25 protein-coding genes, 1 tRNA gene and 1 pseudogene are annotated in these 26,918 nt (G+C 73.7%); 10 read left to right on the top strand and 17 right to left on the bottom strand.

Annotated features, from left to right (window positions below; all coding sequences use genetic code 11):
• Positions 1-104 precede the first annotated feature (104 nt).
• Both ORI94_RS29605 and ORI94_RS29610 read right to left on the bottom strand, forming a co-directional pair.
• Positions 105-1,373 (bottom strand): FAD-dependent oxidoreductase, encoded by a 1,269-nt coding sequence (locus ORI94_RS29605; RefSeq protein WP_266081504.1) that lies wholly within the window; start codon positions 1,371-1,373, stop codon positions 105-107.
• Between the two features lie 2 nt (positions 1,374-1,375).
• Positions 1,376-2,641 carry an ATP-grasp domain-containing protein gene (locus ORI94_RS29610; RefSeq protein WP_266081391.1) on the bottom strand — a complete coding sequence of 422 codons (1,266 nt, stop codon included), beginning with the start codon at positions 2,639-2,641 and terminating at the stop codon, positions 1,376-1,378.
• Between the two features lie 218 nt (positions 2,642-2,859).
• Here ORI94_RS29610 and ORI94_RS29615 point away from each other — a divergent pair, with 218 nt between their 5' ends.
• A complete protein-coding gene (locus ORI94_RS29615; RefSeq protein WP_266081393.1) occupies positions 2,860-4,194 on the top strand; it encodes a glycoside hydrolase family 26 protein in 1,335 nt (444 codons plus the stop codon).
• A 71-nt stretch (positions 4,195-4,265) separates the two neighbouring features.
• Here ORI94_RS29615 and ORI94_RS29620 read toward each other — a convergent pair whose 3' ends face one another.
• From ORI94_RS29620 to ORI94_RS29655, 8 genes are read right to left on the bottom strand one after another with little or no spacing between them, the layout of a single operon-like run.
• Positions 4,266-4,922 carry a lipopolysaccharide biosynthesis protein gene (locus ORI94_RS29620; RefSeq protein ID WP_266081395.1) on the bottom strand — a complete coding sequence of 219 codons (657 nt, stop codon included), beginning with the start codon at positions 4,920-4,922 and terminating at the stop codon, positions 4,266-4,268.
• Positions 4,919-6,082 carry a glycosyltransferase gene (locus ORI94_RS29625; protein ID WP_266081397.1) on the bottom strand — a complete coding sequence of 388 codons (1,164 nt, stop codon included), beginning with the start codon at positions 6,080-6,082 and terminating at the stop codon, positions 4,919-4,921. The genes ORI94_RS29620 and ORI94_RS29625 overlap by 4 nt, the downstream gene beginning before the upstream one ends.
• A 1-nt stretch (position 6,083) precedes the next feature.
• A complete protein-coding gene (locus ORI94_RS29630) occupies positions 6,084-6,884 on the bottom strand; it encodes a polysaccharide deacetylase family protein (protein ID WP_416237924.1) in 801 nt (266 codons plus the stop codon).
• Positions 6,868-8,583 carry a murein biosynthesis integral membrane protein MurJ gene (murJ, locus tag ORI94_RS29635; protein ID WP_266081399.1) on the bottom strand — a complete coding sequence of 572 codons (1,716 nt, stop codon included), beginning with the start codon at positions 8,581-8,583 and terminating at the stop codon, positions 6,868-6,870. The genes ORI94_RS29630 and murJ overlap by 17 nt, the downstream gene beginning before the upstream one ends.
• Positions 8,580-9,941, bottom strand: a complete 1,362-nt coding sequence (locus tag ORI94_RS29640; RefSeq protein ID WP_266081401.1) for an O-antigen ligase family protein — start codon at positions 9,939-9,941, stop codon at positions 8,580-8,582. Before ORI94_RS29640 ends, murJ begins: the two co-directional genes overlap by 4 nt.
• A gap of 5 nt (positions 9,942-9,946) precedes the next feature.
• Positions 9,947-11,362: an exopolysaccharide biosynthesis polyprenyl glycosylphosphotransferase gene (locus tag ORI94_RS29645; protein WP_266081403.1), complete on the bottom strand. Its 1,416-nt coding sequence runs from the start codon at positions 11,360-11,362 to the stop codon at positions 9,947-9,949.
• On the bottom strand, positions 11,359-12,651 hold the full coding sequence (locus ORI94_RS29650; RefSeq protein WP_266081405.1) for a glycosyltransferase: 1,293 nt from the start codon (positions 12,649-12,651) through the stop codon (positions 11,359-11,361). Before ORI94_RS29650 ends, ORI94_RS29645 begins: the two co-directional genes overlap by 4 nt.
• The gene (locus ORI94_RS29655; RefSeq protein WP_266081407.1) at positions 12,648-13,757 is read right to left on the bottom strand and encodes a DUF3344 domain-containing protein; all 1,110 of its coding nucleotides are present in this window, start codon (positions 13,755-13,757) and stop codon (positions 12,648-12,650) included. The genes ORI94_RS29650 and ORI94_RS29655 overlap by 4 nt, the downstream gene beginning before the upstream one ends.
• Before the next feature lie 540 nt (positions 13,758-14,297).
• Between ORI94_RS29655 and ORI94_RS29660 the strand changes: the two genes are divergently transcribed.
• The 3 genes from ORI94_RS29660 (at position 14,298) to ORI94_RS29670 (ending at position 16,064) form a co-directional block, all read left to right on the top strand.
• On the top strand, positions 14,298-14,573 hold the full coding sequence (locus tag ORI94_RS29660) for a hypothetical protein (RefSeq protein WP_266081409.1): 276 nt from the start codon (positions 14,298-14,300) through the stop codon (positions 14,571-14,573).
• Positions 14,574-14,710: 137 nt separating this feature from the next.
• The gene (locus ORI94_RS29665; protein ID WP_416237925.1) at positions 14,711-15,214 is read left to right on the top strand and encodes a tyrosinase family oxidase copper chaperone; all 504 of its coding nucleotides are present in this window, start codon (positions 14,711-14,713) and stop codon (positions 15,212-15,214) included.
• Entirely contained in the window at positions 15,198-16,064 is an 867-nt protein-coding gene (locus tag ORI94_RS29670) for a tyrosinase family protein (protein WP_266081411.1), read from the top strand. The genes ORI94_RS29665 and ORI94_RS29670 overlap by 17 nt, the downstream gene beginning before the upstream one ends.
• A 73-nt stretch (positions 16,065-16,137) precedes the next feature.
• Here the strand turns inward: ORI94_RS29670 and ORI94_RS29675 are convergent, their stop codons facing one another.
• On the bottom strand, positions 16,138-16,383 hold the full coding sequence (locus tag ORI94_RS29675) for a chaplin family protein (RefSeq protein ID WP_266081510.1): 246 nt from the start codon (positions 16,381-16,383) through the stop codon (positions 16,138-16,140).
• A 321-nt stretch (positions 16,384-16,704) separates the two neighbouring features.
• Here ORI94_RS29675 and ORI94_RS29680 point away from each other — a divergent pair, with 321 nt between their 5' ends.
• From ORI94_RS29680 to ORI94_RS29695, 4 genes are all read left to right on the top strand, one after another.
• Positions 16,705-16,974, top strand: a complete 270-nt coding sequence (locus ORI94_RS29680) for a hypothetical protein (RefSeq protein ID WP_266081413.1) — start codon at positions 16,705-16,707, stop codon at positions 16,972-16,974.
• 142 nt (positions 16,975-17,116) lie between these two features.
• A complete protein-coding gene (locus tag ORI94_RS29685) occupies positions 17,117-17,395 on the top strand; it encodes a hypothetical protein (protein WP_266081415.1) in 279 nt (92 codons plus the stop codon).
• A gap of 148 nt (positions 17,396-17,543) precedes the next feature.
• Positions 17,544-17,810, top strand: a complete 267-nt coding sequence (locus ORI94_RS29690; protein WP_266081417.1) for a hypothetical protein — start codon at positions 17,544-17,546, stop codon at positions 17,808-17,810.
• A gap of 143 nt (positions 17,811-17,953) precedes the next feature.
• On the top strand, positions 17,954-18,232 hold the full coding sequence (locus ORI94_RS29695; RefSeq protein WP_266081419.1) for a hypothetical protein: 279 nt from the start codon (positions 17,954-17,956) through the stop codon (positions 18,230-18,232).
• 173 nt (positions 18,233-18,405) lie between these two features.
• Here ORI94_RS29695 and ORI94_RS29700 read toward each other — a convergent pair whose 3' ends face one another.
• The 6 genes and pseudogenes from ORI94_RS29700 to ORI94_RS29725 all read right to left on the bottom strand — a co-directional run bounded on the left by ORI94_RS29700 (position 18,406) and on the right by ORI94_RS29725 (position 22,764).
• Positions 18,406-19,380 (bottom strand): alpha/beta fold hydrolase, encoded by a 975-nt coding sequence (locus tag ORI94_RS29700; RefSeq protein WP_266081421.1) that lies wholly within the window; start codon positions 19,378-19,380, stop codon positions 18,406-18,408.
• A gap of 254 nt (positions 19,381-19,634) precedes the next feature.
• Entirely contained in the window at positions 19,635-19,925 is a 291-nt protein-coding gene (locus tag ORI94_RS29705) for a chaplin (protein ID WP_266081423.1), read from the bottom strand.
• Between the two features lie 152 nt (positions 19,926-20,077).
• Positions 20,078-20,275, bottom strand: a pseudogene (locus ORI94_RS29710) (D-2-hydroxyacid dehydrogenase family protein); the annotation flags it as partial.
• Positions 20,276-20,656: 381 nt separating this feature from the next.
• A complete protein-coding gene (locus ORI94_RS29715) occupies positions 20,657-21,076 on the bottom strand; it encodes a CBS domain-containing protein (RefSeq protein WP_266081425.1) in 420 nt (139 codons plus the stop codon).
• Positions 21,077-21,371: 295 nt separating this feature from the next.
• A complete protein-coding gene (locus ORI94_RS29720) occupies positions 21,372-22,250 on the bottom strand; it encodes a potassium channel family protein (protein WP_266081426.1) in 879 nt (292 codons plus the stop codon).
• 441 nt (positions 22,251-22,691) lie between these two features.
• Positions 22,692-22,764 (bottom strand) — tRNA-Arg (locus ORI94_RS29725).
• Positions 22,765-23,084: 320 nt separating this feature from the next.
• On the opposite strand from ORI94_RS29725, the gene ORI94_RS29730 reads away from it, so the two are divergent.
• Positions 23,085-24,689, top strand: a complete 1,605-nt coding sequence (locus ORI94_RS29730; protein ID WP_266081429.1) for a dynamin family protein — start codon at positions 23,085-23,087, stop codon at positions 24,687-24,689.
• A gap of 3 nt (positions 24,690-24,692) precedes the next feature.
• Entirely contained in the window at positions 24,693-26,786 is a 2,094-nt protein-coding gene (locus ORI94_RS29735) for a YfjP family GTPase (protein ID WP_266081431.1), read from the top strand.
• Positions 26,787-26,918 lie beyond the last annotated feature (132 nt).

Consider the following 26,918-nt stretch of genomic DNA (forward strand, 5'->3'; position numbering starts at 1 on the left):
CCCACCCCGCCCCGCCCCGCCCCCGCCCCCCCCCCCCCCCCGCCCCCGCCCCGGCCCCCCCCCCCCCCCCCCGGGCCCCCCCCCCGGTCCCGGGGGCTGCTCCGTCAGCCGCTCACCGGCGCCGGGGACTCCGTCCTGCTGCTGCCTCCGGGGACGGGGAGCGTCGCCCCGCGCAGCGGAGTCGCCCTGAGCCGACGGCGTACGCCCTGGACGAGGGTGGGCGCCGTGAACGTCGCGCCGTGCACGAAGCGCATGGCCGGACCGAACCCGGAGGCGGTCACCAGGCCCGCGAGGAACAGGCCGGGGTGGGACGACTCGAAGCCGCGCCCGGTGGCCGGGGAGCCGTCGGGCAGGACCGCCAGCGCCCCGCGCAGTTCGGCGGAGAGCATGCCGAGCCGGTCGCGCTGCGCCCGGAACCCCGTGGCCGCGATGACGTGCTCGGTCTCCAGGGCACCCGCGGTGCCCTCGCGGTTCATCGTGTCCAGCCGTACACCGCCCGGCACCGCGCAGGCCGCGGTGACCCGGTGGCCCGGCAGCAGCTCCACCGCGCGCTCCACCCGCTCCCGCACCCACCACGCGCCCGCCGGCCCCAGCGCCGTCGCCGCGATGCGGGCCCGGGTCGGCTGCGGCAGCCGCCGGAAGAGGCCGGGGCGCTCCGAGTAGAACCAGTTCCGCCAGCCGGGGCCGAGACCGCTGTGCGGGGAGCGGGCCGACTGCCACCACGGGCGCTCCCAGGGCGGCGGAACATCGTTCCACACCAGCCGCTCCGCCCGTGCCAGCACCCGTACGCGGGTGCCCTGTTCGGCGAGCAGAGCCGCCGTCTCCAGCGCCGCCTGGCCGCCGCCGATCACCGTGACGTCCCTGCCGCGGAACTGGTCGAGGCCGCTGTGGTGGCTGCTGTGCGTCACCAGCGACGGGTGCAGTCCGCGCAGGGCGGACGGGACCTCGATGAACGGCATCACCCCGACCGCCAGCGCCACCGTCCGTGCCTGCAGCGCCTCCCCGTCCGCGGTCACCACCGTGAAGCCGTGGGGACCCGGCGACACCCGGGTCACCATGCGCTCGTCCACGTCCGGCACGGCGTGACGCGCGAACCACAGGCCGTACGAAGCGAACTCCGCCACCGGAATCGGCTCGGCGTGACGTGCCGTCAGCCCCTGCTCCCCGCAGTACGCGGCCAGGCCCCAGCGCCCGCCCGGATCGGAGAGGTTGGACGCCCAGGGTTCCGACTTCAGGAACATGCCCCCGGGCATGTGGTCCCGCCAGGACGCCATGGGCCGGCCGAACACGCGCAGGCGCAGCCCGGCGGCTGCCGCGTGGGACGCGATCGACAGACCGTACGGACCGGCGCCGACCACCACAAGGTCGTACATCATCAACTGCTCGCTTTCTCGTTGTCGGTCGGGGAGGGGGAGGCCGCCCGGGGAACCCCGGGGGACGCCGGTGCCTGCGCCGGTGCCGCCGCGCCGGATCCCAGCCGCTCCCGCAGCCGGCCGGACACATGGCGGGCCCACAGGGACCACATCGCCCGTCCGGGGCCGCGGTCGTCCGCGGCGTACCAGGCCAGTTCGCGTCCGCCCGGCGCCGCACGCAGCACCGCGAGCGGCGCGTAGTTCTCCACCACGAACGCCCTCCCGGGCACCGGGCCCCCGTCCGGCAGCGGGCGGCCCGTCAGGTCCAGGTGCAGGGCGCGTACGACGTCCAGTCCCGCCCCGTCCTCGAAGAGCCGGAACTGGGCACCGGGGCGCGGGTTGAAGTCGAGCAGGTGGTAACGGCCCGTCGCGTGGCAGCGGCGGAAGTCGAGGTCGAAGACGCCGCGGTAGCCCAGTTCGCCGGTGAGCCGCTCGGCCAGGGCACGCAGCTGCGGATTGGGGGCCCAGCTGCCCACCGCGGTCAGTCCCGCGCCACGCGGCCAGGCCAGCCGTTTGACACCCGGTCCGCCGGCGCGCACGGCGCCCGACCGGTCGGCGTAGCCGTGGAAGAACCAGTCCCGCTCCGGGCCCGGCGGCAGATACGCCTGCAGCAGGAGCGGGCTGCCCGCCTCCCGGGTACGCAGGTACAGCTCCCGGGCCTGCTGCGCGGAACGCACCAGCAGCGTGCTGCGCAGCCCGCCGCCGGCCGGCAGCAGCCAGGGCCGGCTCCACTTCGCCACCACCGGCAGCCCGAGCCGCATCGCGTCGTCGGCGGCCCGCTGAGGGCTGTCGGGGACGAGCGTCGTGGGATGCGGAAGGTCCGCCGACGCGCACACGGCCGCCAGTTCCGCCTTGTCGGCGACGCGTTCGGGCAGCGTGCCCGGCATGTCCGGCAGGAGGTAGGAGGGGGTGAGCGCGTCCCGCAGGCGTCCCGCGGCGATCGCGCTCGCGTCGTCCATCGGGACCAGGACCGCGGGACGCGCGATGTGGTCGGCGACGCGGCGCAGCACGGCGAGGACGTCGCCCGGGGACGCTCCGGGCGGCGGCGGGGGATGCAGCCGGCGGACGTAGCGCGAGCTGCGCACGGGGCTTCGGGACTCGTCGGCGACGACGTGCACCTCCACTCCCGCCCTGCCCAGCGAGCGCACGGCCCCGAGCGTTCCGTGGTGGAAGGGGTTCCGGTCGACCCGCAGAAGCACGGCGGGGACACGTGTGTCGAGCAGCGGCACGAACTCTCTCTTTCTTTTTGAATTCGCTCACCCGCACGGGCGAGCGTGGCACTCGAAAGCCGCAGCGGCAGTGGCGCCAGGGGTATTCCTGTGACTGAATTTCGGATGACTGTTCGTCAATAAGGAGCCCGGAGAAAGGAAGTCGGAAGGACGGACAGGCAGAAGGCCGAGGCCGGATGGCCGGAAGGCCGGAGACGAGAGCGAAGACAGGAGCAGGCATGGCCCCACAGCACGAACGTGTCCGGGTCCGCGGGTTGGCCGTGGGCGTGGTGGCGGCAGCGGTGTCGGCCGCCCTGGCGTCCGGTCCCGCGGCAGGGGCGGTGAGCGCCGGCGATGCCCGCGTTCCGGCGCCGGGGCCGACGGCGGCCGCGGCCGCTTTCCCGGACCCCGTACAACGGCCCGTCCCCACGCCGGTGGTGCCCACGCCGGTGGTCCCCGCCCCGGTGGTCCCCGCGCCGTCGCTCCCCGCGCCGTCGGGCCCGGTCGTCATGCCCCCGGCCGTCCAGGTACCGGGCGCACAGGGCCCGCCCTTCGGCGCCTTCCTCGGCTCCGACGAGCGGGGCGTGGCCCGGATCCAGGAGTTCAGCCGCTGGCTGGGCGGCGCCGAAATCCGTGTCGGCCACACCTACCTGCCCGGCAACGACTGGAGCGACATCGAGGGCGACATCCGCTTCCTCGAGTCGTGGGCGCGCTGGCGCAACGAGAAGGCCGACCGGATGCTCGTCCTCAACGTGCCCCTGCAGGAGCGCAACGAGGCGGGCGTCCCGGACCACGAGGTGCGGGAGCTGTTGCGGCGGGGCGCGGCCGGGGAGTTCGATCACCACTTCCGCGCGCTGGCCGAACGGCTGGTCCGGCTGAAGGTGCCGGACACGGTCCTCGTGCTCGGCTGGGAGATGAACGGCATCACGTACACCCACCGCTGCGGGCCGGACCCGGAGTCCTGGAAGGCGTACTGGAACAGGATCGTCACCACCATGCGTGCGGTGCCGGGCCAGAAGTTCAGGTTCGACTTCACGCCGAGCCGCGGCCGGGACGACGTTCCCTGGACGCAGTGCTACCCGGGGGACGACACGGTCGACATCATCGGCATGGACTCCTACGACCAGCCGGCCGGAATGCCTTTCGACGAACAGGTCGGGGAGCCCTACGGACTGCAGGCGCACGTGGATTTCGCGAAAGCCCACGGCAAACCCATCTCCTATGCCGAATGGGGGCTTTTCCGCAACGGCGACAATCCCGAGTACATGCGGCGCATGCTCGCCTGGATGGACAAGCACAGGCCGCTGTACAACACGCTGTCCGACTACTGTCCGCACGGTGTGTGGCGGTGCGACAAGAACCCGGCCTCGTCCCACGTCTACCGGTCGGTCCTCTTCGGCCGCAGCACCGCTGTGCCCCCGGTGCTCGCCCCCGTGCCGTCCGTGCCGTCCGTGCCACCCGTCCCGCCCGTCCCCGCCGCACCGCCGCCCGAGGAGGACTGCTCGCCGCTGGATCTGGGCAGCAGGGTGGAGTTCTGGCTCGGCGGGAAGTTCTGCCTCCGCTTCGACTGGTGACCGCGCACCCGCCGAGACGCCGCTGAACGCACCCGCCCCGGCCGTCGCCGGCCCGGCCGGGCCCACCGCCGTCACCGCTGTCCGCGCGCGTCGGCGGCCGGGGCGGGGCCGGGCACCGAGGCGGCGGGGGCGGGGACGTCGTCCCCGCCGGTCCGCCGCGGCCGGGCCAGCAGGGCGAGCCCGCCCAGCAGGCCGCCCGCGCTCGCCCCCACCAGAGCGGTCAACGCCGGCGAGGCGGACGTCGGCCTGCTCGGCTTCACCGCACGCGAGAACTGCACGAGCCGGATCTGAGTACTGCTCCTGGCGGCGTCCGCGTGCCGGGTCAGCGCGCGGGAGACCGCGTTGGCCATGTCGACGGCGAGGTCGGGACGTGAGGAGGTGGCCGAGACGGCGACCATCGGCGCGTCCGGCGAGGTCGCCGTGCGCACGCTGTCCTGCAGGGTCCGCACCGGCACGCCCGCCCACACCTGCGCGTCCCCGAGCACCGCCAGCTGCGTGGCCACCCGTCCGTACGCCTGCGCGAACCCGCGGGCGGATTCCGGGGTGGACTGCTCGGTCGGCACGGCGACGACGTAGCTGGTGGCCGTGTACGTCGTGGAGGTGAACAGGCCGTACGCGCCGCCGGACAGGCAGCCGGCGAGGGCGCCGGCCACGATCACGGACCAGGCCGGCAGCCTCCTGACACGGGCCAGGAACAGACGGAGCCGGAGGGTCGGAGTATCGGTCATGAGGAGCTTGCTCCCAGAGAGGAGGAGGAAGAGGAGGGGGACGACGAACGGGCGACAGCCGCCGCGTACACGTCCATGAGCCGGTCCGCGCTGCCGGTGATGCTGTAGCGGTGCGCGACCTGTGGGGCGGTGCGCGGCAGGGGGCCCGCCGCCCGGACCCCGGCGATCGCCCGCGCGTACGCCTCGGGGCCGCCCCGTACCCGCCGGGCACCGGCCGCGGGCGGCGGCGGCAGGTCCTCGATCGCCGGACAGGAGGCGTAGACCACGGGCAGGCCCGACGCCAGCGCCTCCACGACCGCCAGGCCGAAGGCCTCCTCCAGCGACGGGGACGCCAGCACGTCCATCGCCGAGGTGAGCGACGGCAGGTCGGGGCCCGGGGAGCCGTCCGCGACGTAGGGGCGTTCGCCGGTGAACAGGACCCGGTCGGCCACGCCGGCCGCACGGGCCGTGCGGCGCAGGGCGTGCTCCTCGGGGCCGCCGCCCACCAGCAGCAGCCAGTGGTCCTCCGGGAGCCGGGCGAGCGCGCGGACGAGGACGTCGAACCGCTTCCCGGCAGTGAGCCGGCCGACGCCGCCGACGACGAAGGCACCCTCTGGCAGGCCGAGACGGCGGCGGGTGCGCGCACGCCGTTCCGCCTCGAAGCGGAAGCGGTCCAGGTCGATGCCGTTCGGGACGACCTCGATACGGGGAGCGGGCACGCCCCAGCGCTTGAGACGGTCGGCCACCGCCGGGGACACGGCGACCGTCGCCGAGCCGAGCCGCTCGCTGGAGACGTAGAGTGCGCGCACCCCCGCCGTCAGCCTGCGGCCCTCCATCTGGGAGTCGCCCAGGGAGTGTTCGGTGGCGACGACCGCGCGGACCCCGGCGACGCGCGCGGCGAGCCGGCCGTAGACGCAGGCCCGGTACAGATGCGTGTGCACCAGGTCGTAGCCGCCCGAGCGGATCAGCCGGACCAGCCGCGGGAGCGCGGTCACGTCACGGTTGCCGCCCATGCCGAGATGCGTGACGCGGACACCGTCGGCGGCGAGGCCCTCGGCGACCGCGCCGGGGTTGGTGAGCGTCACGACGTCGCAGTCGACGGGCAGGTGACGCAGCAGCAGACGCAACTGCTGCTCGGCCCCGCCGACGCCGAGGCCGGTGATGATGTGCAGAGCCCTCATGTCACAGGCCCTCCACCGGGCGCCGGCGCAGCCGGTGCAGCCGGTACTTCAGACGCAGGCGCCAGGCCGTGTCGTTCTGGCCGATGTGCACGCGCGGCAGGGCGTGCGGGCCGGTCAGCGGGCCGGGGTCGATGGCGCAGGCGTAGGCGTAGCCCGCCTCCCGCACGGCCCGTACGGCGCGGACGTCGACCGCGCCGTACGGGTAGCAGAAGCCGTCGGCCCGGGCGCCGGTCAGCTCCGCCAGCCGCTCGCGGCTTTCCGCCACCTCGGCCGTGAGGGCGAGGTCGTCCGCCCGGGTGAGATCGATGTGGGTCAGCCCGTGCGAGCCGATCTCCACTCCCTCGGCCGCCGCGCACCGGATGCCGTCCGCGGTCAGCAGCGGCTTGCGGGGGCCGAGCGGGTCCCAGGAGTTGTCGCCGCCGAGCCGTCCGGGCAGGACGAAGAGCGTGGCACCGCAGTCCCAGCGGCGCAGCAGCGGCAGGGCGTCGGTGACGAAGTCGGCGTACCCGTCGTCGAAGGTCAGCCCGACCAGGCGCCGCCCCGCGCCCCGGGCGCGGGCGGCGAGCAGGTCGGCCACGCACACGCCCCGCAGACCCCGCCGGCGCAGCCAGGCCAGCTGCCCCTCGAGCCGCTCGGGCGTGACCGTGATGCGGTACGGATCGTCCGAGCAGTCGCCCACCGAGTGGTACATCGCCACCCACGGGACAGGGCCCGGCGGCGCGGCGGGGCGCCCGCCGGAGTCGAAGGAATCGCCGGAGTCGACCGAGTTCACGGGACCGACGGAATCAACGGGAGCGGCCATGGGTGAGCCTTCGTGTGACGGTGCGTACGGAGCGCACGGCGGATGCGGAGCCCTGGACGCCCAGGGCCGGACAGAGCACGGCGAAGACGCCGGTCACGCTCAGAACGCCGGCCGCGAGCCCCGCCGCCGGGGACGCGAACCGGCTCGCGGCGAACGCCCCGGCACCGGTGGCGACGACCGCGACGAGCACGGGCCTGCTCAGCTCGGCCAGGACCGGCCGGACCCGCAGGCGGACACCGCGGGAGCTGTCGCGGCGGGACGTTCGCAGACCGCACAGCAGCAGGGCTGCCGTGACGGTGATGCCGAACGCGTTGGCGGCGGCGATCCCCGCGACCCCCCAGGGACGCACGGCGACGGCGCCGATCGCCGACGTGGCGGCGATGCCCGCGCCCATCACCGCGAGGGGATACCAGCTGGGCCGGCCCGCCGAGAAGTACGAGCGGACCAGCGTCCCCACCAGGGTCTGCCCCAGCAGCCCGAGGGCGTACACGCGCATGACGTCCGAGGTCGCCACGGTGTCGTCCGCGGTGAACGCGCCGCGCTGGAAGAGCAGTTCGATCATCTGCGGGGCGCAGGCGATCACCGCGGCCATGCCCGTCAGCACCACGCAGGAGGACAGCACCAGGTCCCGCTCCACACGGTCGCGGGCGCGTTCGGTGTCCCCGTCCGCCAGCGCCCGCGCCACCACGGGGAAGGTGACGGTGCACACCATCAGCGACAGTGTCATCGGGATCTGGGCGACCTTCTGCGCGTAGTTCAGGTGCGAGATGGCCCCGGAGGGCAGGGAGGAGGCGAGGAAGCGTTCGACGAGGACCTGCGACTGGCGGCACAGCGCGAAGAGGAGGACGGCGGCGATCAGGACGAGCCGTACCGGCCGCTCCCGCGCGTCGCCCGCCGCCCCCTCGACGGCGGCCGGTGTGCGGGACGCCAGCTGCCTGCACAGCGAAGGCAGTTGCACCAGCACCATCAGACAGCCGCCCACCGCGACCCCGGCCGCCGCGGCGCGCACGCCCCACGTGCGGCCGAGCAGGAACATCGCGGCGATGATGCCGGTGTTGTAGGCGACGTAGATGGCCCCGGGCGCGACGAAGCGGCGGTGCGCGCGCAGGGCGGCGCTGCAGTAGCCGGCGATCCCGAAGGCCAGCAGGCTGATCGCGGTGAGCCGGGTGCAGTCGACGGCCAGCCGGGGGTCGGGCAGGCCCGGCGCGAGGACCTGGACCAGGAACGGGGCCGCGGCGGCGACCAGGGCGGCCGTCGCGGCGAAGGCCAGGCACAGCCGGGGCAGCGTGGCGGCGACCAGGGCGCGCACCGGATCGCCCGCTTCGCCCCGGGCACGCCGGGCCAGCGCCATGCTGAACGCCGGGATCAGCGCGATCGCCAGCCCGTCCTCGATCAGCAGCGTGGCGGCGATCTCCGGCACGGTCCACGCGACCAGGAAGGCGTCCGTGTCGCTGCCGGCACCGAACAGCCGCGCCAGCGACTGGTCGCGCACCAGGCCGAGCAGGGAGCCGGCGATCGACAGCGCCGCCGTGACGAGCGCGGCCCGGGCCAGGAACTTCCGGGAAGCCGGGGCCGAGCCCGGCCCGGTGCCGTGCCCGGCGGGCGCGGCGCCCCGCGCCGCGGGCACGGTCACCGCCCCGTCGGTGCCGGCGTCCGTGTCCGAGCCGGGTACGGGGCTCTGCGAGGGCACCACCGTCATCGCGCCGGGGCCCCCTCGACACGCTCCGCCACCGCGCCCGGCGGTACGACGTCCTCCCGCTCGCCCACGGCCAGTGCCCACCACGCCGCGAGTCCGAGACCCAGGGCGATCAGCATCGTCGAGGGGCCGCCGATGTCGCCGTACACGAAGTCGGTCAGCAGCCAGAGCAGCAGTCCGCAGGCGACGAGCCCGCAGTCGAGTCCCGGACCACGGCCGGGGCCCGGCAGGCGGCTGCGGACGCGCAGCAGCCTCCGCAGCCCGCACACCAGCAGGGCCAGCCAGCCGCCGGCGAGTGCGACCAGCCCGATCAGGCCCTGCTCGCTCAGCACCAGCAGGTACATGCTGTGCGGCGAGAGCAGCGCCTGCTTCCGGTACTCCGTCCCCGCGCCCCCGATGTCACTGCCCGAGGACAGCGCCAGGCCGGCGTGCCCGTCGCGGTACTCGGGGAAGCCCTTGAGGCCCACGCCCGTCAGCGGCTGCTCGCGCCACATGCCGCCGGCGGCCGCCCACAGGGCGTACCGGTCCGCGACGGACTGGTCGGGGGCGTCGCCGACCTGCGCGATGCTGTCGATCCGCTCCTGCAACCGGTCGGTGCCGATGCCGAACCCACCGGTCAGGACCACGCCCGCGGCGGCCACGGCCAGGGCCACCTTCGGTGCGCGCCGCGGTCCGGCCAGGACCAGCTGTACGGCGCAGGTCAGGGCGGTCGCGACCCAGGCGCCCCGGCTGAAGGAGAGGGCGAGCGGCAGCAGCAGGGCCACCGCGCATCCGGTGGCCGTCACCCGCTGCCACACGGCCGTCCGGCCGAGCGCGATCCCGACCGCGCACACCAGGCCCAGGGAGACCGCCGTCGCCATGCCCATCACGTCGTGGGCGCCGAAGGTGCCGACCGCACGCACGCTCTCGCCCTGGTAGGAGGCGCCGGTCCCGGTGACGTACTGGTGCACGCCGACGGCTCCCTGCCACAGCGCGAGAGCCACGAACGACCAGGTCAGCACCCGGAAGCCGGTGCGGTCACGGACCAGGACCAGCACGGCCGCCGGGACGAGCACGAAGACCTGCAGATAGCGGCCCAGGCCGGTGAACCCGGCCTCCGGCGAGGACGCCCCCATCGCGGCGAGCGCGAGCCCCACGACCGGCAGGCCCAGCACCACGGCCGCGGCGGGCGGCAGCGGGCGCCGCCGCTCACGCAGCAGGAGGATCACGCAGTACACCACCACCAGGGCGGAGACCACGTCCGCGGGCCCCGCTCCGTCGTGGGTCAGGGGCAGGGCCAGCAGGGCGGGCAGGGCCACCAGGGGCAGCACCGGCGCCGGCCCGGCGGCCCGGCGCGGGAGCGCTGCGGGGGCGGAACTCACGTCGGTCAGCTCCCCGTCGGACGGACCAGCGTGACCGCGGTGCGCAGCAGGATGCAGATGTCCTGCCACAGGGACCAGTCGTCGATGTAGGCGTTGTCGAACCGGCAGCGGTCCTCGATCGAGGTGTCGCCGCGCAGCCCGTGGACCTGGGCCAGGCCGGTGATACCGGCCCGCATCCGGTGGCGGGCCGCGTAACCCGGATAGGTCTGGCTGAACTGAGAGACGAAGTAAGGGCGTTCGGGGCGCGGCCCGACCAGGCTCATGTCGCCGCGGAGCACGTTCCACAGCTGGAGCAGCTCGTCGAGCGAGGTGCGCCGCAGCATGCGGCAGAACCGGCGCATCTCGTTCTCGTCGGCCACGCTCCACCGGGTCGCCGACTCGTGCTCGTCGACCGGCCGGTGCGTACGGAACTTCAGCAGCGTGAACGGCTCGCCGTTCCTGCCGATGCGTTCCTGCCGGAACACCACGCCCGGCCCGTCGCTGAGCCGCAGCGTCAGCGCGCACACCACCAGCAGCGGACCGGTCAGCAGCAGCAGCGTCCCCGACACGAGGATGTCGAGCACGCGCTTGCCCGCACTGCCGCGGCGCGCCGGTGACAGGTCCAGGCGACGGCACGGGAACCCGGCCAGCCGTTCCTGTGCCGGGTACGCGGGGGAGTCGGCGTCGATCTCCCAGACCACGCAGCCCGAGTCGGCCAGCGCACGCAGCAGCGGGCCCTGCCCGGCGCGCACCGAGGGGTGGACGGCCAGCACGGCCCGCACCCCGTTCTGGATGACCGCCCGCTCGACCTCCTCACCGGTGCGCAGCACCGGCAGGCCCTCGGTGCCGTCCGGCTGCTCGGCGACCACCCCCACCGGCCGCACGCCGCACCGCGGGTGCCGCAGCAAAGCGGCGGCCACGTGCTGCGCGGTCGCCGCCGGGCCGACGACGAGGGCCGCGTGCGGGTGGCGCCGCAGCGCTGCGCGCCGCCGCCCGTGCACGGCCGCGCGCAGCGCGCAGCAGACCGCCGACTGCAGGACGAGACCCGTCAGCACGGTACCGGCGGACAACGCCTGTTCCGGCCGGTACGCCGCCCAGAGCGCCGCGGGTGCCAGCCAGGCCACCGCGACCCGGCCGCACACGGCGGGCAGTTCGTCCAGCAGCCCCGGTCCCGGCCACCGGCCGCCACGAGGCCGCAGCAGCAGCGACGCGGTGATCAGCAGGGCGAGGAGCGGGGAGCGCCACTGGGCGCCGGACAGCGCCAGCGTGCCCGACAGGGCGGCCGCGGCGTCCGCGAGGAGCAGCGGGACGGGCGAGGCAGGCCGCGGGACGGGCAGCCGCAGTCCGCCGGCGGTGCCGCGCGGCGGCGTGACGGAAACGGGCGAGGAGCCGTGCTCCCGCGGCGGTACGCCGGGGGAGGTCACGGTGTGTTCGGCGGTCACGAGCGGATGGACTCCCTGTACTCGGTGGGCTCGGTGGGCTCGGTGCCGCGGGCCCGGCCGCGCTCGACGCCCCGGGACGGACCTGTTGTCCTCCTGCTGGAGGGCCAGGTGCCGAGCAGGTCGCGGTAGACGTCGGCGACCTGCGCGGCGGTGTGCCGTACGTCGTGGACGGACAGCACGTGCCGACGGCCCAGGACACCGAGCGACTCACGCAGCGGCGGGTCGAGCAGCAGCCCGGACAGGGCCCCGGCCAGTGCCTCCGGGTTCTCCGGCGGTACCAGACAACGGGGGGCGAAGGACGGCGGCAGGCTCTCGCGGGCGCCGTCGACGTCCGTGACCACCACGGGACGCCCGCAGGCCATCGCCTCCAGCGGGGCGAGGGCCATGCCCTCCCAGCGGGAGGGCAGGACGACGAGATCGGCGGCCTGGTACCAGGGCGAGGCGTCGGGGACGGCCCCCGCGAACAGCACGGACTCCGGGGCCCGTGCGCGCAGCCGGTCGTGGTCCGGCCCGTCGCCGACCAGGACGAGCCGTGCGGCGGGCACCTGCCGCACGACGGAGTCCCACGCCCCCAGCAGGACGTCCTGCCCCTTCTGCCGGCAGAGCCGCCCCACACAGACCACGAGCGGCGTCGCGGGGTGGAGGGCGGCGAGCTGGGCGAGCCCGGCCCGCACGGTGCCGGTGCCGGCCGGGCAGAAGCGCTCGGGGTCGATGCCGTTGGGGACGACGGCCCACCGTCCGGTGATCCCGGCGTGCACGCCGGTCGTCCGTTCCGCCTCGCTCACGCACACCACCCGTGCGGCCCAGCGTGCCCCCCACCGCTCCCACGTGAGCGCGAGCGCCGCGGTGGCCCCGCCCACCGCGGCGAACGACCAGGCGTGCGGCTGGAAGACCGTCGGAATCCGTCCCCGCACCGCGAGCCGCCCGGCGAGGCCGGCCTTCGCGCTGTGCGCGTGCACCAGATCGGGGCGCACCTCGTCGATCAGCCGCGCGAGGTGCGTCACCTCCCGCACGAGCGACGGACCGGGCGACCGCGTCGCGCGCCAGTTCCGCACCTGCGCGCCGAGGGCCCGCAGGTGGAGGGCGAGTGGGCTGTCGGGGCAGACCGCGGTGACGTCCAGGCCGTTCGCCACCTGCGTACGGACCAGGTCGGTCAGCACGCGGGCGACCCCGCCGTCCACCGGCTGGGTGAGGTGCAGCACCCGTGGCCGGCGGCCGGCGGGGGACAGGGCGGTGCGCGCGGACTCCCCGCGCGCGACGGCGTCCGGGACGGGGGGCGGCGTGTTCATCGCCGGGCGTCGACGGCGGTGAACAGGACGCCGGCCCAGGCCGCGTCCGCCCGGGACGAGAGCCGGAAGCTCACCCGGTCGCCGGCGCGCAGCAGGTCACTTCCGAGGGTGAACACGTCGGAGTCGTAGCCGAGGGTGTTGGAATACGCCGGCACCCGCGCCGGGGCAGCCCCGGCGGGCCCGCTGATGGTGGAGTTCAGGACGTCCTCGGCCGGGTTGGCGGAGTCGGCGAGCGCCACGGTGGAGGCGGGCGAGCCGCTGGTCACGGTGAGCGAGTCGCCGGTGGTGCCGCGGTCGCCGTTGTACGCCACCAGCCCCACCAGGCCCCTCGTGCCCCCGGGGAGGTCCAGACCGCCGAGCCGGACCTCGGGGCCCGTGCGGGACTTCAGCGGCGCGAAGCCGTCCCAGAGCGAGAGGTGCCGCAGCGGCTCCGCCGGGTTCTCGTACGCCACCACCAGGGTCCAGCCGCCCCAGGCGCCGGCCGCCGACCGGCCGGCGGCCACGTTGACCTGTGCCACGGTGTACGGGCCCGGCCCGCTGTCGCGCACCAGCCCGGTCACGTCCGCCGAGGCCTGGAAGGCGTCCGCGCCGTCCGCCACGTCGTGTCCGACGACGGTGTCCGCGAGGAGCTCCTTGTACTCCCCACCGGGTTCGGCGATCAGCACCCGCTCGTTGTCCTGTGCCGGTTTCTGTTCGCCCACGCGCAGGTTGCCGCCCCAGTACAGGCGTGCGTAGGTCACCCGGGAGCCGGAGGGCAGGCGGACCTCCGCGCGGGAGGAGTTGTAGGTGTTCGGGTCGCGGTCGACGTCGACGTAGAACATGTCGAAGTCGCCGTTCACCGCCTGCGCGCCCGCCTGGGCGCCCGCGCACGCGGGAGGTTGGTTCGTGCGGCAGGTGGCGGAGGAGTTGGCCGCGCGCACGATGCCGCCGTGCTGGAGCGCGTGGTACCGCTGGCCGAAGGGGAGACTGCTCGCCTCCGGCGCGGGCGCCGCGGCAGGGGAGGTGGCCGGCGAGGCGGCGGGGGAGCCGCAGGGTGCCCACATCGCGACGAGTGCGAGGACACCCACCGCGGCAGGGCGAAGCAACTGGCCCAGGGAATGGCGCATGACCGTCGGAGCCTTTCGGAACGGATGGCGGTGACCGGATGGAGGAAGACGACGTCCGCGGTCGGCGGCACCGCCGGTGCCGGAGCCGTGCCTGAGGACGGCGACGACGAGCAGGGCCGCCGGGACGAGCAGGCAGCACGGCGAGTGCGATGCGTCCGCCTCTGGGGGTGCGTCGGCGCAACTCTAGCCATCAGGTGGACAAATTCGCTGAAACTCAACCAACGCCGACAAGTGTGTTGGAATCGTGAAGCCGGTTTCTCACGGGGCGGTGCCCGGGCACTCCCCGCCCGTCTTCTCATCGGGCAGGACAGGGCCGCACGGGTGAGAACGCGACACCGGAGACCCGTCGTGCCACTCGTGCGGGCCGGGGGTCCCGGCGCCCGCGCCCACCGTTCTGCCGGTGCCGGTGGTGCCGCCTGCCGTTTGATCTCATATGACGACTCGTCAATCCGTGGTCTCCCGGTTTCCGTACCGGCCGGGAATCGTTAGGCCCGACGACACAAAGCCCCTCCGGCGACCCGCGTTGCCGAAGAAAGGAACATGATGAAGTCCCTGAAGGCTGCTGCCGTCATTGCCGGGTCCCTGATCGCCGCCGGCATGGCCGCGCCCGCGTACGCCCAGGAGATCGACCTGGCGTCCACCGGCCTCGACACCGGCTTGAACACGCGCACCGCGGTCCCCTTCGAGCTCATGTCGCCGCAGGGCGAGTCGAGCGGCGCCGAGACCCGGACCTCGGTGTTCGACACCGCGGAGGAGACGGCGGACGTGGTGAACCAGGCCAAGCCGGTGCACGGCGATCTGGGGCTGCACGCCTGAGACAGGCCGTACGAGGTCGGCCCCCGGTACGGACCGGGGGCCGACCCTCGTATGTGCACCCGCTCGCCGCACGGCGGTGACCACATGGCAGGTCCGGCGGTTAGAGCGACGACAACCGTTCGGACAAGGAGTGGATCATGGTCGTCGCCATTGGTTCGGCACCCATGGGTGCCGAGGACGCAGCGCCGGGCCCGGCGCTGCCCGGGCCGGGAGGCAGAACACGGCGGGACGTGGCGCGCGGTCTGCGGGCCGGCGTCCTCGCCGGCGCCCTGGCTCCGGTGCTTGCCGCCTTCCGGTCTCCGCGCCCCGGATCCGCGGCAACGGACGCGCCGGACGGCACCGCCTTCGAGCGGACCCATCGCGGCCGTCGCATCCGGGGGGTGTGGGCGCCGGGACGCACCGCGGCCGAGGACGGCCGGTGGCGCGTCACGGTGGACGGCCGCCCCCTGCACCTGATGCGCCGCGCCGACGGCGGCTGGCTCAGCACGGTCGACCACTACTGCTCCTACCGGACCCCGCTCGAGGCCGCCCGCGCCGCCGTCGACGCGCTCGGCCCCGGCGAGCGGCTGCGTGATGCGGCGTCGGCACCGACGGGCGGGGGACACGCGCACGGGGAGGACCGGCATGGCCTACGTGCGTAAGGACGCAGGCACGCTCACGGCGGCCGAGAGGCGGCGGTTCGTCAAGGCGCTGCTGGAGGTCAAACGGCGGGGCGAGTACGACGAGTTCGTGCGGATGCACCTCGCGTACTACTCCTCGGACGGCGAACGCGGGCTGCGCACCGCCCATATGGCGCCCTCGTTCCTGCCCTGGCACCGCCGGTTCCTGCTCGACCTGGAGGACGCCCTGCGCCGGGTGGACCCGGCGGTGACCCTTCCGTACTGGGACTGGACCCGTGACCGCACGACCACGTCCGCACCGTGGACGGCGGACCTCCTCGGCGGCAACGGGCGCCGCTCGGACCAGCGGGTGATGACGGGGCCGTTCGCGTACGGGGAGGGCAACTGGACCATCGAGGTGGGCGTGACCGAAGGGGCGTTCCTGACCCGGGACCTCGGCCGCCGGCACGACCCGATCGCCCTGCCCACCACGAACGACCTGGAGCAGGCGCTGAAGGACCCCGTCTACGACGTGCGGCCCTGGGACTCGACGGTCACGCGGGGATTCCGCAACAGGCTGGAGGGCTGGAGCACCGGCCGGGGCAGTGCCTCCTGGCACAACCACAACCGGGTGCACCGCTGGGTCGGCGGGGCCATGCTCGGTGCCGCCTCCGTCAACGACCCCGCCTTCTGGCTGCACCACGCCTTCGTCGATCTGCAGTGGTACCGCTGGCAGCGCCGGCACGGCGGAGCCCGCTACCTCCCCGCCGCGCCGCCGGGCCAGGGCGACGAGCAGCACGGCCGGGTCGTGGCACGGCACGAGAAGCTGCCGCCGTGGGACGTGACACCGGACGAGCTGGAGGATGTCGGCCGGATCTACCGGTACGCCTGAGGGGCGGTCACCGGTACACGGGGAGAGCCCCGGCGCCCGGGGTGCCAGGGCTCGCGGGTCGCCGCGACGGACGTCAGCCGGCGCGGCCGCCGTTCCCGCACGTGGTGCCGGACGCCGGGTTCAGCGCGCCGATGACGTTGACGGTGCGGCCGCACGCGTGGACCGGCACGTGCACCGGAACCTGGACCACGTCGCCGGACACGCCACCTGGCGAGGAGGCCGCGTCGGCGCCGGCGTCCGCCGCGGCCGTACCGGTCCCGCCGAGCGCCGCGGTCCCCGTACCGAGAGCGGCAGCGCCGACCTTCGTGAGGCGGGAGATCACGTTCTCCCCTGCTGATCCGGTGAGCGCGGCAGCGTGACGCGCGGCCGCACGCCCCGCTCGACGCGAGGACCCCGCCTCGGTCACGGTGCTCGTCGTCACGGTGCTCGTCCCGGGGCCACCTGAGGGTGACCGAGCCGGGCGGACACCCACTGAATGGGCCGTCCGGTATGCCTGTGGCGAGCCCGTGACCTGCATTTTCGCAAGAAAATTACGCAGATGGGTGTTTTGGCTGTCCAAAGCCGCAAACATCACTTACGTTATCCACTGTCAGTGACCGACCCAACACGGGTTGTGTCGATTCGTGAAATCGGAGAAGTGATGCGCAAGTACCAGAAGACCGCAGTCGTCATGGCGATGCTCGGCAGTGTTGCCTTCCTCGGCGCCGGCGTCAGCCACGCCGGGGACGACCCCTCGTTCAAGCTCAGCAACGAGCAGGTCACGAACTGCGCCCAGGACAACTCCGTCCAGGGTCTCGTCAACATCGACGACGTCAACGCCGGCGTCGGCGCCATCCTGGGCCTCGGCAACGCGGAGAACACCGAGACCAACGCGGTGGCCTGCGCCTCCAGCTTCACCTTCGGCGGCTGATCACCGTCAGGTGATCCAGGTGGGTCCCGGGGCTCGAGCCGCGCGTTCGAGCCCCGGGCCCGCCCGGCACGTCGGTCGGCCCGGGGATTCGGGCCGGCTCCGCCGCCGGGTCGCGGCGGGGTGAACGTCAAGGAAAAGGCAGATGTCCAAGTCGAAGAAGATCGCAGCGGTGGCGGGGGTCCTGGGCGGCGTGGCCCTGATCGGCGCCGGTGCCGTCCAGGCCGTCGGCGTCGAGGGCTCCGGCCGTTGCGTCAAGGACGGCAAGGGCACCATTCGCTGCGAGCAGGCGAGGGAGTACCGACTCCCGGCCGGTACGCAGGGGAAGGTCCGCTTCGCCAACGAACAGAAGCAGACCTGCTCCGGTTCGGGTGCCGACATCTCCTGCGTGAACGGCTCCGTCCTCGGTGGCAGGGGGGCCTGAGGCCTCCGTCGCCCGGGTGTGATGGTGCTTTGTCTCAGAAAAAGGCGCGACACGGCGTTTCGTCTACCAATTGCCGTAATCATCGCCTACATTAGCGACTGCGAGTGACCGGACCATCACGGACCGTGTCAGATCAGAAGGAGAAGTAATGCGCAAGTACCAGAAGGCTGCGGTCGTCATGGCGATGCTCGGCAGTGCCGGCTTCCTCGGCGCCGGTGTCGGTCACGCCAACGACGGCCCGGAGGTCGAGATCAGCAACTCGCAGGCCACGACCTGCATCCAGGACAACTCGAAGCAGGGCCTCATCAACATCGACGACATCAACCTCGCCGTCGGCATCCTGGGCCTCGGCAACGCGGAGAACACCGAGACCAACGCGGTGTCCTGCACCTCCAGCTTCGCCATCGGCGGCTGATCACCACCAGGTGATCCAGGTGGGTCCCGGGGCTCGAACCGCGCGTTCGGGCCCCGGGCCCGCCCGGCACATCGACCGGTCCGGGTGTCCGGACCGGCTCCGCCGCTCAGTCGCGGCGGGTTGAGCGTCAAGGAAAAAGGTAGATGGTGAAGTCGAACAAGATCGCAGCGGCAGTGGGGGCCCTCGGAGGCCTCGCGCTGATCGGTGCCGGTGCCGTCCAGGCCTTCGCTGCCGAGGACCCGGACAACTGCGTCAAGGACGAAAAGGGCACCATTCGCTGCGTGCAGGTGAGCGAGCAGGAGATCACGACCGACCAGTACGGGAAGATCCACTTCGTCAACAAGTCGGAGCAGACCTGCTCCGGCGAGGGTGCCGAGGTCTCCTGTACCAACAGCGTCGTCCTCCCGGCCGAGAAGTCCTGACGTCTTCGAGGGCCGAGTGCGGTTTTCCGGCATTCCTCACGTCGGCATCCCCCTCCTCGGACCATCCGCACGGCGGAGAGTGGGCGGGCCCCCGGTCCCGGGTGCGGGCCCGCCGGAGGTGCCTCCCCCGGGTCCGGAACCCGGTACCGGGTTCCGGCCACTCGTCATGTCCGTCACCGGTGTGCCGTCGCGCAGGCGAGGCCGGCGCCCGGTGATTCCACGGGCGCGCAGTACGGCAGGTCGTCGATGGGGAGGTCGGTGCAGAAGCGGCCGATCAGGTCCGACGACTCCTGCCTGCGTTCGACGGTGACCAGATGATCCGCCTCCTTGACCGTCGTGAACCGCGCGGCCGGAATCGTCGCAGCGAGCTCGCGGCCCATCTGCGGGGTGCACAGGGTGTCGTACTCGCCCGTGAACACCAGGGTCGGCACATCGGGGACGGGCAGGGGCTCGTAACAGCCGTGCGTCACCAGTCTCGTGTTGTGCTCGACCGCCTTCTTCAGCTCGTCCGGAGTCTGGTTCATGAACTGGTGATGCAAGAGGCGTGCGACGGCCGCGTGCCTGCGGACCTGACCGGCGCCCGGGTTCGACATGAACAGCTCCACCAGGCCGCCGGCCGCCGCTTCGATCTCCCCCCTTTCCAGCGCCTGTGACAGGCGCGGTACCGCGTCGGTGTAGATGTCGGGGAGACGCATCGCGGCGCCGCAGAAGACGATGCGGCGGACGGAGCCGGGATGCAGCTGCGCGAAGCGGAGGCCGACGACCTCGCCGAAGCAGCCGCCGAAGAGATTCACCGGCGGCATCCCGGTCTCCACCAGCATGTGCTGGACCGCGGCGGCGAGGAAGTCGATCCCGTAGCGGGAGGGCAGGAAGTCCGCACTGCCGTATCCGGGAAGATCCACGGTGATCACTGTGCACAACGGTGCCAGCCATTTCTCGTGCGCCTGCCAGGAGTACCGGTCCTGGGACGAACCGCCGAGCAGCAGCAGCGGTGCCGTTCGCGGAGCGCCCTGATGGACGATCCGGCACCCGTATGCGAAGCCCTCGAAAACCAGACTCCGCTCCTCCACCCGCTCCGGCGGCGGAGAAGCGGACCTTTGGCGCTGTGTGTTCAGGGAACCCTGGGCGGTGGGGAGGGCAGTGCGCATGGACGGCTCCGGAGCAAGGGAGGTGACGGCGAACCAGTCCATGATTACCGGTAATCACGCGTTTTCCCCGTAATGACTCATTTGTGGGCGATCCTGGCGATAAGGTGTGCGTGGCCCGCAAGGCGACAACCGCCGTTCATCCCCCGCTGAGTCCGAGGGCCGGGGTTTCAGGGAGGGTGTCAGGAATGGCGGGAGCCCCGGCGCTCGATGCGCCGGGGCTCCGGGCGTCACTGCTGATGACGCGTGAGGGGGGATCAGTTCCCGTACGCGCTCCTGCGGTTCTCGTGGCGCTCGTGGCCCTGGCCGTCCTCGTTCACACACGTGTTGCCGAACGCCGGGTTCAGCGCGCCGACGACGTTGACGGTGTTCCCGCACACGTTGACCGGCACGTGGACCGGGACCTGGACCAGGTTGCCCGACAGGACTCCCGGGGAGTGGGTTGCGGCGCCCTGGGCGCCCGCGTCCGCCAGAGCCGTACCGGCCCCGCTCAGGGCCACGGCACCCGTGCCGAGTGCGACGCAGGCAGCCTTCGCGATGCGCGACATCACGTTCTCCTTCTGACTCGATGAGTACGGCCGCAGGGGGCGCGGCCGTGCTCCCCGTTCAACGCGGAGACGCACGACGGGTCACGGGGTCAGCCACGGATCACCCCGGGTGAGGGTGTTTTCCTCCGGCCCCGGTCCGCGGCCACCGGCTTTCAGGGCAGGCGCCGGACCGGCGCGCCGTCGAGGAGGGCACGGATGTTCTCGGCCGCCCGACCGCAGTACGTGGCGTAGTCGGCGCGGGAGAGGCAGCCGGGGTGCGGGGCGGTCGGCAGGCGCGGAGCGGTGCGCACCGGGTGGCCGGCGGGCAGCGGTTCGACGTCGAGGACGTCCACGCCGGGACCGGCCCACCGCTTCCCGCGCCGGCGCCGCCGGAAGGGCGGTGCGAGAACCCCGCCGTCCAGTCCGTCGCACGCCCCGGCCCTGCCACGAACCCGTTCGGCGGCATGGTCAAGCGCGGGAGCACCCTGCCCCGGGCCGTCCGCCGTTCCGTGTCCGGAAACGGGCGGGCACCCGTCGTGCCGGTGCTCCGTGGGGTCTTCGGTGTGGGCGCGAAGCAGTCCCTCCGGTCCCCGTCCCCGACCGCCCCTCCGCGGACCGCCACCGGCCGAAAGGCCCATGGACCGTGGCCGGCACGTCGAGCGGTCGGCCTTCGGACCTCTTGGCCCTTGTGGTGACGGCGCCCCGCCGGGACTCGGACCCCGCGGAGGTGCAGCAGGGAGGCGACAGGCCGGTCAGGAAGCCGCGCAGACCGCCTCGACGAAGTGGCCCACCTGCTCCACGGGCAGGTGGCGTGCGAGGTCCGCCTCACTGATCATGCCGACGAGGCGATGGTCGTCGATCACCGGCAGCCGGCGGATCCTGTGCTCCTCCATGGTGCGCAGGACCTGGTCGGCATCGGCTTCCGCATCGACCGTGACCGGCTTGCCCTGCTCCAGCTGGCCGGCGGTCATGGTCCGGGGGTCCTTGCCCCTGGCGAGACACTTCACCACGATGTCGCGGTCCGTGATGATCCCGTGCAGCCGGTCGTCCGGCCCGCAGATCGGCAGGGCTCCGACGTCCAGTTCCTTCATCCTGCGCGCCGCGTCCTGGAGTGTTTCGCTCTCCTGCACGCAGGTGGCACCGGTGTGCATGATCTCCTGGGCAGTCGTCATGGGTGTGTCCTTCCGGTGTCGCCGCCGGCGCGGGAGGAGCGTGCGGAGTCTGGCCCGCCCCGGCCGGTCTCGTCCCCGTCATGACCAGTGTCGGCCGCTCTCCGCCCCTGCGCATGCCGGGAGGCAGGCGGCCGCGTCACCGCACGGCGGGGCGGCCGACGACGTCCCGCCGTGCGGTGACGGGCCCTCGCGCGACGCCACGGGCGGGTCCACGATGCCGGCGGTGCCGAGGCGCGACGGGTCCGCCCGCCCGGTGGGACGGACCCTCGCTTCTCGGAAGGCTGTCCTTGCCCGCTCAGGGCCGGGCGTCGTCCCGGCCGTGGTCGGCGGCGTATGCGGCGAACACGGCCGTCGGCGGGCCGCCCGTGTGGAGGAAACGCTGGTCGAGGAGGGCGGCGAGGTCCTTCAGCGCACCGGCGAGCAGAGCACCCGCCAGTCGCACCTCCGGCCGTCGGGCCGCCTGCCCGCGCCGGGCGAGCACGGCGGCGTAGCCGATCGTGGCCGCCAGCGACGAGTGGTCCTCCCCGTCGTGGAAGTAGTACGCCTCGGCGTACTGGGTGAAGTCGACGCGGACGCGTGCGACGTCGGTGGCCAGGCTGTTCAGCAGCAGCGCTCCCGCGGTGCAGTCGATCTGCCGCGTCGGCGGATCCGCGTCGCGCAGCAGAGCCGGCCGGACGGCCAGGACCCTCCTGCGGGTCAGCGCCGGATAGATCTCCAGCACCCAGGAGACGGTGGCCGTCAGCAGGGCGAAACCGATGAGGGCTTCGAGCGGTGAGACCAGACGGAGCCAGCCTTCGCCGGGCGCGATGTCACCCAGCCCCAGGGTGGTCACCGTGACGAGCGACAGGTACACGGAGTCGAGCAGCGCCGGCTCCCGCGCCGCGTCGGAGCCGGGGGAGAAGGTGAACGCCCCGGGCATGTGGGGCCAGTAGACGATCGCCCAGCCGAGGACGACGGTGAGGGCCCACATGCCCACCACCGTGACCATGGAGAGCGGTCCGACAAGCCCGACCACACGCCCGGGTGCCCGGAAACGCCGGGCGAGTCGCCAGAGCACCGTCATCACGAGGCGGCTCAGACCACCGTGGCGGGTGGGGTGCCAGAGCGTGTGGAAGAGGTCCCGCAGGGTGATCATGACGAGGCCGGCGCCGACCAGCGGGACCAGCCACTTCATCCGCGTCTCCCGCGCGGGGCCCGCACGGTGGGACTCGGACCCGACGAGGGGTGACGGCGACCGGGCACACGGCGCGAACCGCCGCCACGGGGCAGGCCGCCCCCGACGGCGGCCCGGTGACCTCGCCGTCGCGCCTGGGACCGTCGGTCGTCGTGCTTCCGACGACGAGCCGATCGCCGGGCCGAGCTCTCATGACGTCGCCCTCTCCTCGCGCCTTGGTGCTGTGTCCAACGTGCCATGCGCGACGGGCGACCGCACGGGGCGAGGAGCTTGGGAGCCGGCCCGCCGATCCCCGCGCGGCCGTCGGCCGACTCGGCCGGCGATCTCGATGCGCTGCGTCCTGTCCTTCTCGGTGCGGTTCCCGCGCATCCGCTCCGCCGGACCCGCCGAACCGCCCCTGGCCGGCGAAGAGGCCCTCCCCGGGGGAGGGTGGAGGATGAGCGCCCCCGGCAGGACTCGAACCTGCGGCCAAGCGCTTAGAAGGCGCCTGCTCTATCCACTGAGCTACGGGGGCCGGGTGTTGGTGGCCTCTGTCGTGGGGTCCGGGTGGCCCCGGTCCCTGACGTGCCGGGACAAGGATAGGGCTCCCGCCTCCTTGCCCCTGTCGCCTCTCCTCCGTGGCTCGATGTGGAGGTTCGGTGAAGCGGTCCCGATAATCGCAGGCAGGTACGAATCGTGCACCGCTTTTGGCCTCTCGCGCACCGGGTGTTGTGCACTCGTTATGCCTCGGCCGTGCGCGCGCCCCGGTCGTCCCTTCCGTCCGCTTGTGCTCGATCGGCGCGCAGACAGGGTCATATGCTTCAGAATTCCCATGAAATTGGGCATTCTTCACATGTGGTGACCTTGGACGTACGGCCTCAGCTGCTCGACGCACTTTCCGCCCTGCGCGACCGTGTCGCCGCCGCGCGCTTCCCGCTTCCTGTGGCGGGGGCCTCACGCGCGCGTGCCAACCGCGACGAACTGCTCGCGCAGCTCGACGACTATCTGGTGCCCCGCCTGAGGGAGCCCCGGTCGCCGCTGCTCGCCGTGGTGGGGGGCTCCACCGGGGCCGGCAAGTCCACCCTGGTGAACTCGCTCGTGGGACGGCGTGTCAGCGAGGCGGGCGTGCTGCGGCCGACCACACGGACACCGGTGCTCGTCTGCCACCCCGAGGACCACCACTGGTTCAGCGGCATGCGCGTGCTGCCCGACCTCACGCGCGTGTGGGGGCCCCGGCGGGAGACCGACGAACTGCTGCTCCCGGGCGAGAACCCCGCACGCGTCCTGCGCATCGAGACCGCCGACACCGTCCCGCCCGGCCTCGCCCTGCTCGACGCCCCCGACATCGACTCCCTCGTCGCCGACAACCGTGTTCTCGCCGCCGAGCTCATCTGCGCCGCGGACATCTGGGTCATGGTCACCACCGCCGCCCGCTACGCCGACGCCGTGCCCTGGCACATGCTGCGCGCCGCCAAGGAGTACGACGTCAGCCTGGTCACCGTCCTGGACCGGGTGCCCCACCAGGTCGTCTCCGAGGTGTCCCGGCAGTACGGGGCCCTCCTCACCAAGGCCGGGCTCGGCCACGTACCGCGCTTCACCGTGCCCGAACTGCCCGAGTCGGCCTGGGGCGGCGGGCTTCTGCCGGCCTCCGCGGTGGCGTCGCTGCGGACCTGGCTCGTCCACCAGGCGCAGGACCCCGCCGCCCGCGCGCACGTCATGGCGCGCACCGCCCACGGCGTCCTCGACTCCCTCAACTCCCGCATGCCGGAACTCGCCGGTGCCGCCGCAGCGCAGCACGCCGCCGCGCTGCGCCTCACCTCCGCTGTCGAGAGGGCGTACGACAAGGAGCACGCACGCCTGCGCGGCCGGCTGCAGGCCGGAACCGTGCTCGCCGGTGACGCGCTCAAGCGGTGGCGTGCCTTCCCGCTCGACTGCACGCCCAGGGAGCTCCTCGACACCCTCGTGGAGGGTCTGGGCGCCCTGCTGCTCTGCGCCGTCGCCGCCGCCGACGAGCGGGTCGACACCGCCTGGCGTCGCGAACCGGCTGCGAAGGCTCCGGAGATCATCGACCGCGACGGTGCGATGGAGAGTGCCGAGCACCGGATCGGGCTGGCCGTACGGCGATGGCGGCGCGAGCTGGAGGAGTACGCCGAGGAAGAGGTCCGCGAGCTCGACCGCGGCGCCGCCGCCGATCCCGAGACGGTCGCCGCCCTGGTCGCCACGGCGCTGCTGAGCGGGCGCCGGGCGCGGACCGCGGGCGAGAAGCTCGCCCAGCGGATCGGCGCGCACGGAGCGGTGCGGCTGCGTGACCGGGGCGGGCGGCTGCTCATCGAGCACGTGGACCGGATCATGCACACCGAACGCGAACGCCGGCTCGCGCCGCTCGACGCGCTCGAGGTCCATCCGGAGCCCCAGGCCGAACTCATCGCCGCGTTGTCCGTACTGCAGAAGGAGAGGTGACCGGTGACCTCCGTCACTGACCAGGACCACACCGAGCACCCAGAGCGTTCCCGGTCCTCCGAGCGACCGGAGGGGCCGGAGAGGTGTGAGCGGCCCGAGAGTTCCGGTAGGCCCGAGGGCTCCGGGAAGTCCGAGGACTCCGAAGGGCCCGAGGGGCCCGGTCGTTCCGAGGAGGGGCGCGGGGAGGACGGGCGGGAGCAGAAGCGGAGCAGGTGCGAGCAACGCCCGTACGGGGACGACAGGTACGGGGACGACGTCTACGGGGACGACGCGTACGAGGAGGACGAGGGCGACGACGGGGAGCCCGGGGCGGGACCGGCCGCGCAGGCCTCGTGGGCCGACGGGCTGATCGCGCGCCGGGTGAGCGGGACGGCCGGGACCGGGGCGCGGACCCGGGCCCGAACCGGGGCGGGCACCGGGACGGAGGGCGGGGCCGGTTTCGGGTTCGGAGCCGAACCGCACGCCCCCCCGGAGGCCCGCGCGCCCGCGCCGCAGAAGGTGACCCCTCTGGTGTACGACGCGCCCCTGGCGTCCCGGCTGGAGGCGTTGCGTGAACTGGTGGGGCTCTCCCGGGCCCGGCTGGACAGCCGGACGCTGGCCGGGGCGGGCCGGGTCCTCGACGAGGCCGCCGCGCGGCGCAGGCTCTCCGGGCAGCACACCGTCGTCGCCATCGCGGGCGCGACCGGCAGCGGCAAGTCGCAGCTGTTCAACACGCTCGCCGGAGTCGCCATTTCGGAGACCGGCGTGCGACGGCCGACCACCGCCGCGCCCATCGCGTGCAGTTGGAGCGACGGTGCCGCGGGTCTCATCGAACGGCTCGGCATTCCGCCCAGGTTGCGCCGGCGCCCGCTGCAGGCGACGGCGGACGCGGACGAGCAGTTGCGCGGACTCATCCTCGTCGACCTGCCGGACCACGACTCGGCGGCCGTGCAGCACCGCGAACAGGTCGACCGGGTGCTGGCCCTGGTCGACGCCGTCATCTGGGTCGTCGATCCGGAGAAGTACGCCGACGCGATGCTGCACGAGCGCTATCTGCGGCCCATGGCGGCCCACGCGGAGGTCATGTTCGTCGTCCTCAACCAGATCGACCGGCTGCCCGGGGAGGCCGCCGAACAGGTCCTGGACGATCTGCGGCGCCTGCTCGACGAGGACGGCATCGCCCTGGGCGAGTACGGCGAACCCGGTACGACGGTCCTCGCGCTGTCCGCGCTCACCGGCGACGGGGTCGGTGAACTCCGCGAAGTACTCGGCCAGTTCGTGGCCGAGCGGGGGGCGGCCGGCCGCCGTATCGCGGCAGACGTGGACATCGCCGCGGCCCGGCTGTGGCCCGTCTACGCCAACCGCCGCTGGGCCGGGCTCAGCGAGGAGGCGAGGGAGGAGTTCACGGACCGGCTCGCGGACGCCGTGGGCGCCACCGCGGCCGGCGAGGCGGCCGAACGCGCATGGCTGCGCAACGCCAACCGCGCGTGCGGCACCCCGTGGCTGCGGCTGTGGCGCTGGTACGAGGGCCGGGGCGGGCCGCCCGCCGGAAAGCTCCCGCAGCGGACGCAGCCCGACGAGGAGACCGCCGCCAGGCAGCGGGTGGAGCAGGCGGTGCGCACGGTCTCCGACCGGGCCTCGGACGGGTTGCCCGAGCCGTGGGCCCTGGCGGTGCGCGAGGCGGCCGCCCGGGGCTCCCAGGGGCTGCCGGAGGCACTGGACGCCCTCGCCGTGCGGGCCGCGCTGCCGCCGGGACGGCCACCGCGGCCCGGGTGGTGGCCGGCGGCCGTGCTCGCCCAGGCGTCCATGACGGTCCTCCAGTTCCTCGGCGGACTCTGGCTGGTGGGCCAGATCATCGGGTTCATGTCGCCGAACCTGGGGGTTCCGGTGCTGCTGATGGTGATCGGCATCGTCGGGGGCCCGATCGTCGAGTGGAGCTGCCGGATGGCGGCCCGCGGGCCGGCCCGGCGGCACGGGCTGGAGGCGGAGAGACGGCTGCGGGAGGCTGCCGCGGGGTGCGGCCGAGCCCGGGTCCTGGACCCGGTGGCCTCGGAACTGCTGCGGTACCGGGAGGTACGGGAGGAGTACGGACGGGTGGCGGGGGCGGGCGTGGGGTGAACCGAGACGTACGAGGGGGGCACTCCTGAAGGGCCTGAAGGGCCTGCGGGGCCACTCGTACGGATGGCGGAGTTGTCCACAGTCCGGCGGTGGTCCACAGGCTTCAGCGGGTCCGGTCCGACGGCGGCAGTC

Source organism: Streptomyces sp. NEAU-W12 (assembly GCF_026242095.1).
Lineage (GTDB): Bacteria > Actinomycetota > Actinomycetes > Streptomycetales > Streptomycetaceae > Streptomyces.